A 14,539-nucleotide genomic window follows, 5' to 3' on the forward strand; every position below is an offset into this window, starting at 1 on the left:
ACCGGATGGGCTCCCGCCGACGGGCCGGCGCGGGCGAGGCCGGGGCCGTCGGCGCCCGGGACGAGGCCGAGGAGGTCTCCCTCGTCGACGCGGTCGACGACCTGCCGCCGGCGGACTGGACCGACCCCTCAGGCCGCGCCCTCACCCCCGTCGGCCGGGAGCGGCTGCTGCACCTCCAGCAGATGCTGCGCGAGATGCGGCGCCTGCTCCCGCTGCCCCTGCCGGACCTGGTCACCGCCGCGATCCGGGTGCTCGAGGTGGACCTCGCGCTGCTGGAGACCGCACCGGGCTCCGGCGCGCTCGCCGACCTCGAGGCGTTCCGCGACCACGCCGCCTCCTTCGAGCGCACCGCCCGCCGCGGCGGTCTCGGCGCCTATCTCGACCTGCTCGAGATCAGCGAGGACGAGGAGGCCGGGCTCTCCGTCACCGCCGCGCCCGAGCAGGCCCACGACCCCGCCGCCGTGACCATCGTGACCATGCACTCCGCCAAGGGCCTGGAGTGGGACCTGGTCGCCGTCGCCGGGCTCACCGAGGGCTCCGTCCCCTCCTACGACCTGCGCCGCGCCAAGGCCGACGAGACCGGGCGGGTGCGCGTGCCCGGCGACGGCTGGCTCGGCAAGCTCGCCGGAGCCTCCGTCCCCACCGCCCTGCGCGGCGATGCGGACACCCTGCCCGAGCTCGCCTGGGCCGAGGCCGACACCCAGGTCGACGCCGAGGGGATCATCCAGGAGTACCGCTTCGCGCAGGGCGAGGAGGCGCTGGCCGAGGACCGTCGCCTGATGTACGTCGCCGTCACCCGCGCCAGGCGCCGCCTGCTGCTGACCTCCGCCGCCTGGCGCGAGGGGGTGCGCACCCCGCGGCCCCGCTCCCGCTATCTCACCGAGGCGGCGCCGCTGGTACCCGAGGGGTTCCGCTCCGCGCAGGAGGTGCCGGAGGAGAACCCGCTGGAGTCCGAGCGGCCCACCGCCACCTGGCCGCCCGTCCCGGGCGAGGCCGAGCAGGCCCGCGCCCGCGCCGCCGCCCGCCTCGCCGAGGTCGCGCAGGAGCAGCCAGTTCCGGAATCCGACCCGGCAGTCCCCGCGTCGGCCGCGGTGATCGAGGCGCCCGCGCTCGCCGACACGGAGCTCGAGGAGCTCGTGCGACGCGCTCTCGCCGACCTCGCCCAGCACGCCGCCGCCCCTGCCGTGCACTCCCCGCCGCGACTGTCCGCCTCTCAGGTGGTGACGCAGGCCCGCGGCCCGCAGGCCGCCGCGATCGAGCTGCTGCGCCCGCTGCCGCGCCGCCCCTCGCCGGCCGCCGTGCGCGGCACCGCCTTCCACTCCTGGCTCGAGAACCGCTTCGACAGCGCGACCCTGCTGGACCTCGAGGACCTCGCCGATCTCGAGGACCCGGAGGAGGAGCGCGCCCTCGCCGACGCTCGCGCTCTGCGTGAGGCCTTCGAGGCCTCCGACTGGGCGCACCGCAGCCCCCTCGCGGTCGAGCAGCCGGTCACCACCCGGATCGGCGAGATCGGGGTGCGCGGCGTGATCGACGCGGTCTTCGCAGACCCCGAGGGCGGCGACGGCACGGCAGGGCCCGACGGCGCCGGCGGGGTGATCATCGTGGACTGGAAGACGGGCCGCATGCCCCGCCCCTCCCAGCTGCGCGAACGCTCGCTGCAGCTCTCGCTCTACCGCCTGGCCTGGCACGAGCGGACCGGTCTGCCGCTCCGGAACATCCGCACGGCCTTCCACTTCGTGGCCGACGGGATCACCCACGAGGTCACCGAGCACCCCTCCCGCGAACGGATCGCGGAGATGCTGGCGGGGGAGTGACGCGGCCGGAAGGCCGAGTCCGCCGCGGGCTCATGCCGGCCGGGGCCTTCCCGGACGACCGATGTCGGTGAGGGAGCTGGGTCTCGCTCAGGCCTCGGAGCGGGCGCTGTCGGCGGACCGCCCGCCGTCCTCGTGCGCGTTCATCTCGTCGTAGGTGCGCTCGGCCTCCTCGCGCGCGATCTGGGCGAGGTCCGCGTCGAGATCGGCGATCATGCCGCGGGCGTCGGCGACGATGTCCTCGTCCTCGATCTCCAGGCCGTGCTCGAGCCACTCCGCGACCGCGAACTCGCCCAGCGCCTGCGCCCGCTCCATCAGCCGGGGATGGCTCGAGGTGGGCAGCTCCTCGCGGTACGCGGCGTACAGGGCGTCGAACCGCTCCGGGTCCAGCGAGGAGATCAGCCAGGCCAGATCCGCCGCGGGATCGCCGACGATCGAGGAGGACCAGTCCCGCACGGCGCTGAGGCGCCGGCCCGAGACGAACAGGCTCTCCTCGGACAGGTCCCCGTGGATGAACTGGGGCGTGAAGTCCCACAGCTCCTGATCGGTTAGCAGCGCGTCCCACCGCTGCGCGACCGCGGCGGGCAGGTGCCCGGCGGCGTGGACCTTGTCGATCCGGGCACGGTGGCGGGCGTGCAGCACCTCCGGGGTGAAGGACTCCACCCCTGCGGACTCCGCCGCGTAGCGCGGCACGGTGTGGATCCGGGCGAGGACCTGGCCGAGAGAGCGGGCGAGCTCCTCGCTGTCCTGGAGGTCGTCGAGCATGAGCGGCCGGCCGACGGGGACCTCGGTCACCGCGCTGCGCCCGCCCTCGGGGAGCTTGACGTAGCCGAGCACGGGCGGGATCACGGCCTTCAGCGGGGTCCCGGTGAGGGCATCGGCGACGCGCAGGTCGCGCTCGAGATGGATCCCGGCGGCCGTGGTGGCGGGGGAGTGGACCAGCACTCGGCGGCCGTCCTCCGCGACCACTCCGGCGACGTCGAGATCCTCGACCGGGGTGGCGATGGAGGAGGTCCGCACCGGGGCCAGCCCGGGGACCGCCGCCGCGGCGAGGGCAGCCATGGAGTAGGAGTTGCGATGCACGCGTCCACCGTACCCGTCCCGACCCCGCGCGCCGGTTAGGCTCGAGGTCATGCCGACGCTCCGTGGACCGCATCTCAGCACGCCCCTGACCCTCCTGGGCTCCGACCGCGATGCGCTGCTGCGCGGCGAGGACGGAGTGCTCGCCCCCGGCGAGGACGCCCGCTATCTCGTCACGCGCGCCGGGGCGGTCGCGCTCTCCGAGGACGAGGACGGCACGCTGCACGCCGTGCTGGAGACCGCGGACCCTCGCGGCGGCACCACCCAGCCGCTGGTGCTGCTGGGCCGACGGGACGGCGTGCGGGTGCTCGCCGTGGAGATCCCCGAGCCGAGCCCCGAGCTCGACGACCCCGGCCGCGATCTGCGCGACCTCCGGCGCGTCGCGGACCGGCTGGCCGATGCGGATGCCGACCTCGCCGCGGCCGCGGTCGCGATGGGTGCCTGGCACCGCTCGATGCGGCACTGCCCGCTGTGCGGCGGGCTGCTCGAGCCCGAGATGGCCGGCTGGGTGCTGCGCTGCCGCGAGGACGGCGTCGAGCAGTTCCCCCGCACCGACCCTGCAGTGATCATGGCCGTGCGGGACGGCCGGGACCGCCTGCTGCTGGCCCGCAACGCCCACTTCCGCGGCCGCTTCCACTCGGTGCTCGCAGGCTTCGTCGAGCCCGGCGAGAGCCTCGAGAACGCCGTCGCCCGGGAGGTCGCCGAGGAGGTGGGCGTGACCGTCACCGAGGTCGAGTACATGGGCAGCCAGCCCTGGCCCTTCCCCCGCTCGCTCATGCTCGGCTACCGCGCCTGGGCGCCGGAGGCAGGCGAGCTCACCCTCCAGGACGAGGAGATCGCCGAGGCGCGCTGGTTCAGCCGCGAGGAGCTCGCCGCCGCTCTCGCGGCCGACGAGATCGAGCTGCCCGGCCCCGCCTCGATGGGCCGCGCCCTGATCGACGACTGGTACGGCCGCTCCGCCGAGGCCTGAGCGGCGCTCGCCGGACCCGGCTCGACCTGCGGGGTCCTGATCGACCTGTGCTGCCCTCGGCCCGACGTCGGCGAGGGCAATGGTCAGTCGATGGCGCGTGGCGTACCTCTACGCCTATATGGGCGTAGAGGTACGCCACGCGCCATCACCCGTGAGGTGCCCGGCCGAGACTGCCCTGGCCGCTCGTGTCCCGACGCCCTGGCGAGGTGTGAGGCACCCGCCGTCCACAGCACCCCGTGGAGGGTCGCACCGCCCTGGCAGGATGGAGGGCGATGACCGACCAGACCGCCGACCCCGACGCCACCGCCCGCTCCGCCTCGCCAGATGCGGAGTCGCTCCTCGCCGCGCTCGATCCCGAGCAGCGCGAGGTGGCGGGCAGCTTCGGCACGCCGCTGTGCGTGCTCGCCGGCGCCGGCACCGGGAAGACCCGCGCGATCACCCACCGCATCGCGTACGGCGTCAGCACCGGTCAGCTGAACCCCCGCCACGTCCTCGCCGTCACCTTCACCGCGAAGGCCGCCGCCGAGATGCGCTCGCGCCTGCGGGACCTCGGAGTGCCCGCCGTGCAGGCCCGCACCTTCCACTCCGCCGCGCTGCGCCAGCTGCGCCACTTCTGGCCCCGCGTCGTCGGCGGGCCGATGCCCGACATCATCGCCAGCAAGTACGCCGGGGTGGGCGAGGCCTGCTCCCGCCTGCACCTCAGCGTGGACAGGGCGGCGCTGCGCGACATCGTCGCCGAGGTCGAGTGGTCACGGGTGTCGATGCTGACCCCCGAGTCCTATCCCGACGCGGCCGCGCAGACGCGCCGCCCGGGCGTGGCCGGCTTCGACTCCCGCTCCATCTCCCGCATCCTCACCCAGTACGAGGAGGTGAAGAAGGAGCACAACGTCATCGACTTCGAGGACGTGCTGCTGCACATGGTCGGCTTCCTCACCGAGCGCGGCGACGTCGCCCGCGAGGTCCGCGCCCAGTACAAGCACTTCGTCGTCGACGAGTACCAGGACGTCTCCGCCCTGCAGCACGCGCTGCTGCGGCTGTGGCTGGGCACCTCCGACGACCTGTGCGTGGTGGGCGACGCCGCCCAGACCATCTACACCTTCGCCGGCGCCCGCGCCTCCTACCTCCTGGACTTCCGCAGCGAGTTCAAGCGCGCCCGCACCATCCGCCTCGAGCGCAACTACCGCTCCACCCCCGAGATCGTGCGCATGGCCAACACCGTCCTCGACGGCGCGCAGGGCCGCACCCGCGCCGGTCGTCTCACCCTCGTCTCCCAGCGCGATGCCGGGCCGCCGCCGCTGGTGGAGTCCTTCCCCGACGACGCCGCCGAGGCCGACGGGATCGCCGACCGCATCGGCGCGCTGATCGCCGAGGGCCGCACCGCCTCCGAGATCACGATCCTGTTCCGCACCAACAGCCAGTCCGAGGCGTTCGAGCAGGCGCTCACCGCCCGCGGCATCGGCTACCTGGTGCGCGGCGGGGACCGCTTCTTCGAACGGCAGGAGGTGCGGCGCGCGATGGTGTCCCTGCGCGCCGCGACCCGCGTCGAGCAGCTCGACCCGGCCCGCGCCGTCCGCGACGTCCTCTCCCAGCAGGGCTGGTCCGAGCAGGCCCCGGAGACCACCGGCGCGATCCGCGACCGCTGGGACTCGCTGAACGCCCTCGTCGGCCTCACCGACACCATCACCGCACGGCCCGGCGCGACCATGGCCGACGTGGTCCGCGAGCTCGAGGAGCGGGCCGAGTCGCAGGCCGCGCCCGTCGTCGACGGCGTCACCCTCGCCTCCGTCCACGCCGCCAAGGGCCTGGAGTGGCCGGTCGTGTTCGTGGTCGGCGCGAGCGACGGGCTGCTGCCGATCTCCATGGCCAAGACCCCGGCCGAGGTCGAGGAGGAGCGACGACTCTTCTACGTCGCCCTCACCCGCGCCCGCGACCTGCTCACCGTCAGCTGGGCCGCGGCCCGCACCCCCGGCGCCCGCGGCTCCCGCAAGCCCTCCCGCTTCCTCGACGGGGTGCTCGCCCACCCCGACTCCCCGCGCACCGCGCCCGGCCCCGGACCGCGCCGCACCGGCCGACGCTCCGCGACCGTCTACTCCGAGTGCCGGGTGTGCGGGCAGGGCCTCGTCTCCGCCGCCGAGCAGCGGCGCGGCCGCCATGACGGCTGCCCCTCCACCGCCGGGCCCGAGCTGCTCGCCGAGCTGCGCAGCTGGCGGCGCGAGGAGTCCGGTCGGCGCGGCGTCCCCGCCTACGCCGTGCTCACCGATGCCGCCCTCGAGGCCGTCGCCGAGCGTGCGCCCCGCACCGAGGAGGAGCTGCTGGCCGTGCCAGGGATCGGCCCCGCGAAGGTCTCCTCGTACGGCGCCGCGCTGCTGCAGATCCTCGCCGGACCCTCCGAGAAGGACTGAAACCGCAGGTCAAAAAATACTTCTGCATTCGCCGGGACGGGTGTAGAGTCGTCCACGTCAATCGTTCGGGTCGTGAGCCGGGAAGCCGGGGCACGCGCACAGAAAGGGGGTGGGTCTCGTGATCGTTCTCAGGAATCTGGCAGGAGCTGGCCTGCGCCCCCTCGGCGCGCCCGCTCTTCTGCCGCGCGAACGGGGCTATGTCCCCGCGGTGCTCCGCCTGAGCTGACGAGGTCCACCCTCGCTGCACGGGGCGGCACCGGCGCCGCCCCCTCCCGCCCCTCCCGGGGCCGTCCTTCCCGACGACGTCGAAGCAGCGAGACGATGACTTCTCTACTGACCACTTTCCTGAACCCTGCGGACGCCTCCGCAGACATGCTGCCGTGCCACGACGCGGACGCGGCCGACCTCTTCTTCTCCGAGCGCCCCGCCGACCTCGAGCAGGCCAAGCTCCTGTGCGCCGACTGCCCCCTGATCCAGGAGTGCCGCCAGGGCGCTCTGGACCGGGGCGAGCCCTGGGGCGTCTGGGGAGGCGCGATCTTCCAGGACGGGCGCATCATCGCCGTCAAGCGCGGCCGCGGCCGCCCGCGGAAGAACCCGCTCCCCGACGCCGACGCGGCATGAGCGCGCCCGCGACGGGCGAGGGTACGACGAAGGGCGGGGCACCGCTGGTGCCCCGCCCTTCGCGGTCTGTGGAGGCAGAGCCTCGCAGTACGTCGATCAGGAGTGTTTGCTGCCTGATCTCCTACCGCTCGTGCCTCGCAGTACGTCGATCAGGCCTTGCCGAGGATCCGATTCAGCTTGGTGCCGCACTCCGGGCACACGGCCTTGGCCATGCGACGACCGTTGGAGACGACGACGTTGCCCTCGGCCTCCCGCTTCTCGCGGCACTTGACGCAGTAGAACTCTCCGGCATAGGTCTCGTCGGCCATATCCGCTCCTCGTGGGTTCGTGAGTGATGAACATTCACCGGCGCACGACTCTCGCCGCGGACCGGGACCGGACCACTGTAGCCGGGGGCGCAGATGCGCACGAATCAGGAACGGCCGCGGCGCGGCGCAGAAGAGGAGTGATCCGATCTGACCGGCCCGTCGTGCGCTTCGGGAGGCTGGGGGCTCCGGGGGAGCCGAGGAAGTGCGCACGACGAGCCGATATCGGCGGCCCGACGGCAGCGTGAGGCCGACCTGGGCCGTAGGACCCCGGGGGCGCTCAGCACCACGCGCACCTTCCCCGTGTGCGTCCTGCTAGTTATCCCGGGGTCCTACGTGCAGGGAAACCTAGCCCCTGCGGACCGGGCGGGTCAAAGACGGACCGGGGACCGACTGTGGACAACCGGCCCCCAACCTGTGGACAGCCGGCCCCACCCGGTGTGAACACTGTGGAGGAATCGTCATCGTCCCCGGTCACGACGCTCTGACCGGCCCCTTCGCAGTGCACAGCTGTGGACGAAAAAACTTCGCCGACCGAGCGTGCCAGGCTTGTCCCATGAATGATCTGGTCCACCATGAGCAGCTGAGCGGGCCCCGCGGCGAGCGGGTGCTCGTGCGGCGCAGCGCCCGCCGGCGCCGCACCGTGTCCATCACGAGGCGCGACGGCGACATCGTGGTCGCGATCCCCGCCTCCTTCAGCGCCCGCCAGGAGCGGGACTGGGCACGGAAGATGGTCGACCAGATGGTCGCGCGGGAGGCGCGCAGCACCCCCGCGAGGCGCAGCGATGCAGAGCTGATGAGGATGGCGCGCGAGGTCAGTGAGGCGCATCTCGGTGGCCGGGCCCACCCCGCATCGGTGACGTGGTCCACACGCCAGAACACCCGCTGGGGCTCGTGCACCCCGGCCGACGGCACGATCCGGCTCTCGCACCATCTGCAGGGCATGCCGGACTACGTGGTGCGCTCGGTGATGATGCACGAGCTGGTGCACCTGCTCGTGCCCGGCCACGGGCCCGAGTTCAAGGCCCTGATGGCGGCCTACCCGCAGGCGGAGAAGGCGCAGGGATTCCTCGACGGGGTCTCCTGGGCGAAGAACATGCCGCCGCTGGACGGCGACGACGTCGAGGAGACCGCCGGGGAGTCCTGAGCGCGGCCGGGGCGGGCCGTGCTGCGCGCGCGGACGCCGTCGAGCACAGGACGGCGCCGGACCGCTCGACGCTGGAGCTCAGCGCAGCAGCGTCGCGAAGCGCTCCGCGAGGGCATCCAGCGCGGCGGGCAGGTCCGGGACCACGCCCTCCGGCAGCAGCCCCGCCGCCGTGCCGGGCCGACGGGCGCGGGAGGGCCAGGGGAACCACTGCACGTCCCCCGACTCCTCGCTCGCCCTGAGCGGCATCTCGGCCGCCGGGCGCGGGGCACGCAGCAGGTACTGCACGTCCCAGTGCTCCTGGCAGCGGCCGAAGGCGGCGTCCAGCCCGTGACGGTGGAGCATGGCCGGGCCCTCGCCGATGCGCTCCAGGCCCGACAGACCGATCTCCTCGGCGACCTCGCGCCGCGCCGCCTGCTCGAGGCTCGTCTCGCCGTCCTCGAGATGACCGCCGGGCTGCACCCAGAAGCGGCCCTTGAGATGCCAGACGAGCGCCACGTGCTCGCCCGGCGCATCGGTCACGATCGCGCTCGCGGTGAGATGGCGCGGCCCGCCGTCGCGGTACAGGGCGCGCGGCACGCCCGTCAGCAGGTCGAGGAACTCCCGGGCGAGGTCGGGCGTCGAGGCCGCGGCCTCGAGCGCGAGGGCGAGCTCTGCCGACGCCGGCTCGGGCGCGGCCGACGACGTCGGAGCGCTCACGGGCGGCTCGGCGGCAGGAGCCCCGTCCGCCACCGGCGAGGTGTCCGCGGTGCCGTCGTCCACCTCAGCGGGCATCGCCCGCCGGGCCGTTCCCGTCCTGGTCGGTGCCGGACCCGTCGGAGTCGCCGCTGTCCGAACCGCCGTCGTCGGTGGACTCCCCATCGCCCGGGCCCTCGCCGTCCTCGCGCAGCCGGCCCTGCTCGTCCTCGCGGGGCGCGTCGTCCACGCCCTCGCCCGACAGCAGCTTCTCGAGCTCCGCGTCGAAGTCGACGGGGATGGTGACGTCGGCGAGCTCCTCCGTGCCCTCGGCCGGGGCGGCGGCATCGCTCCTCGGCGCCTGCGGCGTGCCCGAGAGCACCTCCGCCGTGGGCAGCAGGTCGGGGTGGTCCCACTTCGCCTCGCGGCCGGACTCGCCCTCGGTGGCCAGCACGGACTCCCACCAGGACAGCGCCTCGCGCACGCGGCGCGGACGCATCTCGATGCCGATGGTCTTCGAGAGCATCTGCTCCGCCGGGCTGCCGGCCGCGCGGCGGCGGCGCAGCACCTCGCGCAGCGCCTCCAGGTCCGGCAGCTTGCCGGTCAGCGCCTTGGTGGTGACGTGGTCGACCCACGCCTCGATCAAGGCCAGGGTGGTCGCGAGCTCCTCGAGGGCCCGCTCCTGCGAGGCGCGGCGCGTGAAGACGAACATCTCCTCGGGCCGGCGCGCCTGCATCGACTGCGGGTCCGAGAGGTCCAGGCCCCGCACCATCTCGTCGAGCGCATCGAGATCCAGGGTGATCCCGCGGGAGTAGTCCTCGATCGCGGAGAACAGGGCGCGACCCAGCCACGGGGCGGCAGTGAAGAGCGCTGTGTGCGCGATCTCGCGTGAGGCGAGGAAGATCCGCGTCGCCGCCGGGTCGAGGGAGTGCGCGGAGATCAGGTCCTCGACGTTCGCGGCGACCAGCGCCGGCTCGCCGTCGCGGCCGAGCGGCAGTCCCAGGTCCGTGGTGCCGGAGATCTCCCGGGCCAGCGCCCCGATCGCGTGGCCGAACTGGACGCCGAACATCGTCCCGCCGATGCGCTCCATCATCCCGGCCGGATCGCCGCCGCCGGGCATCTGCATCCCGGCCGCGCCCATGGCGCCGAGATCGCCCATCTGCCCCATCTGCGCGCTGATCGCCTCGCCGATGGCGCCGGCCATGTACTTCGCGACCGGCTCCACGATCGGCTTCCAGCGCGGCAGGGTGCGCGCGAGCCAGGTGCCGCGACCGTAGACCTGCAGCTCCGCGGACGGCACGTCGATCGCGAGCACCGGGTCCAGCCACAGCCGCGCCACCTGCGCCGCCTGGCGCAGCTCGGCGACCTGCTCGGCCGACGGGCTCGGATCGCCCGGCGTGCCGGACGGCGTCTCGACGCCCGGCAGGGTCACCTGGCCGGCGGCGGTGCGACGCGCGAGGTCCTCCGCCATCTGCCAGTTCACGGGGCTGTCGCCCTGGGCGGCGAAGAGGTGCTGCATCTGGGCGGCGGCCGCACGCAGCTGCGCGGGGTCCTGGGGGAGGTTCGCCTGCTGCGCCAGGGCGGAGAGGTCCAGCCCGTCCAGCGCTCCCTCGGGGAGCGCGTCCCCGAAGGTCTCCTTCAGGAAGCGCTTCAGCGCCTCCTCGTCCATGTCACCGGGTCCACCCGGGATCGGGGCATCGCTCATGGCCACCTCCTGCGGTCCGTGGGGTCCCCAGGGTACCGACCGCACCCCGGCAGCGCGCTGACCGTCCCGCCCGGTGCGGCACAATGGGCCGGGTGACCGACGCCCCCACGCCCCCTGCCCGCCGCCGCGGGGTGCGCGCGGCGGCCGCGCGCGCGATCGACGACGCGCAGCTCGCCCGGCCCCGGCTCGCCCTGACGATGCTCGTGCTGCTGTGCGCGATGATCCTCGGCGGCTCCCTGCTCCCCGTGCCCTATGTCATCGAGCGGCCCGGCCCCGCCATCGACGTGCTCGGCGAGTGGGAGGACGAGGAGATCCTCGTCATCGACGGCGCCGAGACCCACCCCACCGAGGGCTCGCTCATGATGACCACGGTCTCCGTCGACGGCGGGCCCGGCTACCGGGTCACCCCCGTCGAGGTCGTCGCCGCCTGGTTCGACCGCTCCAAGATGGTGCTGCCGCGCGAGGCGGTCTTCCCCGACGGGCAGACGCGCGAGCAGACCACCCTGACCAACACCGCCGCGATGAGCACCTCCCAGCAGGACGCCGTGGCGGTCGCCCTGGACGAGCTCGACATCGAGTACCGCGACGTCGTGATGATTGCGGGCGTCCAGGAGGACGGCGCCGCGGCCGGCACCCTCGAGGGCGGCGACGTGATCGTCTCCGTCGGCGGGCAGACCGCCGGCGACGTGCAGGGCTATCGCGACCTCATCGCCGCCGTGCCCGAGGGCGAGGACGTGGAGATGACCGTGCGCCGCGACGGCGAGGAGAAGGACGTCCAGGTCCCCACCGAGCTCGTCGACGGCACGCCGCGGATGGGGGTGGTCCTCGCCGAGGGCCACGAGTTCCCGCTCGACATCGACATCGCCGTCGGCGACGTCGGCGGCCCGAGCGCGGGGCTGATCTTCTCCCTGTCCGTCTACGACGAGCTGACCGAGGGGGCCCTCACCGGCGGGCACGCCATCGCCGGGACCGGCACCATCGCCGAGGACGGCACCGTCGGCTCGATCGGCGGTATCCGCCAGAAGATGGTCGGCGCGGAGGAGTCCGACGCCGAGTTCTTCCTGGCCCCCTCCGCGAACTGCGAGGAGGTCGTCGGCTACGAGCCCGACGGGCTCGAGGTCGTCGCCGTCGGCACCTTCGAGGAGGCCCTCGAGGCGACGACCACCATCGCCGAGACCGGCACCGTCGAAGGACTCCCCACCTGTGAGGACGTGACCCCATGAGCAAGAAGAACCGCCGACGCGCCCCGCAGCGCCCCACCGTCGTCTTCGACTTCGGTGGCGTGCTGAGCGCCGGCCACGACCCGGTCCCCGACATCCACGCGCTGCTCGGCGGAGACGTCGAGGCCGTCGGCGAGGCGCTGTGGGCCGAGCGCGGTGACTACGACGCCGGCCGCACCAGCCCTGCCGAGTACTGGGGCGCGGTCGCCCGCGCCGCCGGCGTGGAGGAGCTCACCGCTGCGGAGATCGACGAGCTGCAGGACGCCGACAACCGCTACTTCCTGCGCCTGGAGCCCGACTCCCGCGCGCTGCTGCACGACCTCGCCCGCAACGACGTGCGGATGGCGCTGCTGTCCAACGCCTCGGCCGCCTTCGGCGAGACGGTGCGGAAGGCCGACTGGTTCGAGGCCTTCACCCTCGCGGTGATCTCCGCCGAGGAGCGCACCGTGAAGCCCGAGCGCGAGATCTACGAGGTCCTGCTCGACGTGCTGGCGCACGAGACCGGGGGAGTGCGGCTCCCCTCGGCGGTGATCTTCTTCGACGACCGCGCGGAGAACGTCGAGGCCGCACGGGCGCTCGGCATCGACGCGCATCTCTGGCCCCGCAACGGCGATCCGCACCCCGAGGGCGCCGAGCCCGGCGTGAGCATCGCCCGGCGGGTGCTCGCCGAGCGCGGCGTCCCGACGGACTGAGCCGGTTCGACCTCCATCTGGCCGGCCCGAGCCGGGCCCGGGCGGGTCGCGCCGAGGGCGGGCGGGGTAGAGTCGGTCATCGCGACGACTCCCGTGCGGCACCGCCCTGCGGCGCGCCGGTGAGAGACCAGCACTCCGACCGCTCTCCGACAAGGACACCACATTGGCAGAGTTCATCTACACGATGTACAAGGCCCGCAAGGCCGTGGGCGACAAGGTCATCCTCGATGACGTCTCCATGAGCTTCTACCCGGGCGCGAAGATCGGCATGGTCGGCCCCAACGGCGCCGGCAAGTCGACGATCCTGAAGATCATGGCCGGCCTGGACCAGCCCTCCAACGGCGAGGCGCGCCTCAGCCCCGGCTACAGCGTCGGCATCCTGCTCCAGGAGCCGCCGCTGGACGAGTCCAAGACCGTCCTGGAGAACGTCCAGGAGGGCATGGGCGAGCTGTTCAAGAAGGTCCAGCGCTTCAACGCCATCGGCGAGGAGATGGCCGAGCCCGACGCGGACTTCGACGCGCTGATGGAGGAGATGGGCAAGCTCCAGACCGAGATCGACGCCCAGAACGGCTGGGACCTCGACTCGCAGCTCGAGCAGGCGATGGACGCGCTGCGCTGCCCGCCCGGCGACGAGCCCGTCACCCACCTCTCCGGCGGCGAGCGCCGCCGGGTGGCGCTGTGCAAGCTGCTGCTGGAGAAGCCCGACCTGCTGCTGCTGGACGAGCCCACCAACCACCTCGACGCCGAGAGCGTGCTCTGGCTCGAGCAGCACCTCCAGCAGTACGAGGGCGCCGTCATCGCCGTCACCCACGACCGCTACTTCCTCGACCACGTCGCCGAGTGGATCGCCGAGGTCGACCGCGGCCACCTCTACCCCTACGAGGGCAATTACTCCACCTATCTGCAGAAGAAGGAGGAGCGCCTCCAGGTCCAGGGCAAGAAGGACCAGAAGCTCGCCAGGCGCCTCAAGGAGGAGCTGGAATGGGTCCGCTCCAACGCCAAGGGCCGTCAGGCGAAGTCCAAGGCGCGTCTTGCCCGCTACGAGGAGATGGCCGCGGAGGCCGAGAAGACCCGCAAGCTCGACTTCGAGGAGATCACCATCCCGCCGGGCCCGCGGCTGGGCAACCAGGTGATCGACGGCAAGGACCTGAAGAAGGGCTTCGGGGACCGTCTGCTCATCGACGGGCTGTCCTTCTCCCTGCCGCCGAACGGCATCGTGGGCGTCATCGGTCCCAACGGCGTCGGCAAGACCACCCTGTTCAAGACCATCGTGGGCCTCGAGGAGCTCGACGGCGGCGAGCTGAAGATCGGCCAGAGCGTCAAGATCAGCTACGTCGACCAGAACCGCGAGAACATCGACCCGGAGAAGAACCTCTGGGAGGTCGTCTCCGACGGGCTCGACTTCATCCAGGTCGGCAAGGTCGAGATCCCCTCGCGCGCCTACGTCAGCCAGTTCGGCTTCAAGGGCCCGGACCAGCAGAAGAAGGCCGGCGTGCTCTCCGGCGGCGAGCGCAACCGCCTGAACCTCGCGCTCACCCTCAAGCAGGGCGGCAACGTGCTGCTCCTGGACGAGCCGACGAACGACCTGGACGTTCAGACCCTCGGCTCGCTCGAGAACGCGCTGCTGGAGTTCCCGGGCTGCGCCGTGGTCGTCTCCCACGACCGCTGGTTCCTGGACCGCGTGGCGACCCACATCCTCGCCTTCGAGGGCACCGAGGAGAACCCGGCGAACTGGTACTGGTTCGAGGGCAACTTCGAGTCCTACCAGCAGAACAAGGTCGCCCGCCTGGGCGAGGAGGCCGCGCGCCCGCACCGCGTGACCTACCGCCGCCTGACTCGCGACTGAGGTCCGGGCCGGGAGCACCGGTCCAGCCGACGGAAGGGGCCGATCACCTCGCGGTGATCGGCCCCTTC

Annotated in this window: 12 protein-coding genes; 8 read left to right on the top strand and 4 right to left on the bottom strand. The window is 73.1% G+C overall.

Going from position 1 to position 14,539, the window contains the following annotated elements:
- Positions 1–1,814, top strand: a 1,814-nt coding sequence (locus HMPREF3159_RS11785; protein WP_210388874.1) for a 3'-5' exonuclease, incomplete at its 5' end; no start/stop codon positions are given.
- 87 nt (positions 1,815–1,901) lie between these two features.
- Here HMPREF3159_RS11785 and HMPREF3159_RS11790 read toward each other — a convergent pair.
- Entirely contained in the window at positions 1,902–2,894 is a 993-nt protein-coding gene (locus HMPREF3159_RS11790; RefSeq protein WP_070501182.1) for a phosphotransferase, read from the bottom strand.
- A 49-nt stretch (positions 2,895–2,943) separates the two neighbouring features.
- Between HMPREF3159_RS11790 and nudC the strand changes: the two genes are divergently transcribed.
- From nudC to HMPREF3159_RS11805, 3 genes are all read left to right on the top strand, one after another.
- The gene (gene nudC, locus HMPREF3159_RS11795; RefSeq protein ID WP_070501183.1) at positions 2,944–3,861 is read left to right on the top strand and encodes an NAD(+) diphosphatase; all 918 of its coding nucleotides are present in this window, start codon (positions 2,944–2,946) and stop codon (positions 3,859–3,861) included.
- Positions 3,862–4,133: 272 nt separating this feature from the next.
- Positions 4,134–6,263, top strand: coding sequence for an ATP-dependent DNA helicase UvrD2 (locus HMPREF3159_RS11800; RefSeq protein WP_070501184.1), 2,130 nt, complete (start codon positions 4,134–4,136; stop codon positions 6,261–6,263).
- 321 nt (positions 6,264–6,584) lie between these two features.
- Positions 6,585–6,884, top strand: a complete 300-nt coding sequence (locus HMPREF3159_RS11805; RefSeq protein WP_050815754.1) for a WhiB family transcriptional regulator — start codon at positions 6,585–6,587, stop codon at positions 6,882–6,884.
- Between the two features lie 149 nt (positions 6,885–7,033).
- Here the strand turns inward: HMPREF3159_RS11805 and HMPREF3159_RS17170 are convergent, their stop codons facing one another.
- Positions 7,034–7,192 (bottom strand): DUF5679 domain-containing protein, encoded by a 159-nt coding sequence (locus HMPREF3159_RS17170; protein ID WP_010551122.1) that lies wholly within the window; start codon positions 7,190–7,192, stop codon positions 7,034–7,036.
- A gap of 553 nt (positions 7,193–7,745) precedes the next feature.
- On the opposite strand from HMPREF3159_RS17170, the gene HMPREF3159_RS11810 reads away from it, so the two are divergent.
- Positions 7,746–8,336 carry a M48 metallopeptidase family protein gene (locus HMPREF3159_RS11810; protein ID WP_070501185.1) on the top strand — a complete coding sequence of 197 codons (591 nt, stop codon included), beginning with the start codon at positions 7,746–7,748 and terminating at the stop codon, positions 8,334–8,336.
- Positions 8,337–8,414: 78 nt separating this feature from the next.
- On the opposite strand, the gene HMPREF3159_RS11815 is transcribed toward HMPREF3159_RS11810, so the two are convergent.
- Together HMPREF3159_RS11815 and HMPREF3159_RS11820 are read right to left on the bottom strand one after the other, a co-directional pair.
- On the bottom strand, positions 8,415–9,032 hold the full coding sequence (locus HMPREF3159_RS11815; protein WP_246821626.1) for an NUDIX hydrolase: 618 nt from the start codon (positions 9,030–9,032) through the stop codon (positions 8,415–8,417).
- Between the two features lie 64 nt (positions 9,033–9,096).
- On the bottom strand, positions 9,097–10,713 hold the full coding sequence (locus HMPREF3159_RS11820; RefSeq protein WP_141748199.1) for a zinc-dependent metalloprotease: 1,617 nt from the start codon (positions 10,711–10,713) through the stop codon (positions 9,097–9,099).
- Positions 10,714–10,796: 83 nt separating this feature from the next.
- Between HMPREF3159_RS11820 and HMPREF3159_RS11825 the strand changes: the two genes are divergently transcribed.
- The 3 genes from HMPREF3159_RS11825 (at position 10,797) to ettA (ending at position 14,471) form a co-directional block, all read left to right on the top strand.
- Positions 10,797–11,936 (top strand): YlbL family protein, encoded by a 1,140-nt coding sequence (locus tag HMPREF3159_RS11825; RefSeq protein ID WP_070501187.1) that lies wholly within the window; start codon positions 10,797–10,799, stop codon positions 11,934–11,936.
- Positions 11,933–12,625, top strand: a complete 693-nt coding sequence (locus HMPREF3159_RS11830; RefSeq protein WP_070501188.1) for an HAD family hydrolase — start codon at positions 11,933–11,935, stop codon at positions 12,623–12,625. Before HMPREF3159_RS11825 ends, HMPREF3159_RS11830 begins: the two co-directional genes overlap by 4 nt.
- Positions 12,626–12,788: 163 nt before the next feature.
- Positions 12,789–14,471, top strand: coding sequence for an energy-dependent translational throttle protein EttA (gene ettA, locus HMPREF3159_RS11835; protein WP_070501189.1), 1,683 nt, complete (start codon positions 12,789–12,791; stop codon positions 14,469–14,471).
- Positions 14,472–14,539: the final 68 nt, after the last annotated feature.

The sequence above is a fragment of the Brachybacterium sp. HMSC06H03 genome, assembly GCF_001807385.1.
GTDB classification, from domain to species: Bacteria; Actinomycetota; Actinomycetes; order Actinomycetales; family Dermabacteraceae; genus Brachybacterium; species Brachybacterium conglomeratum.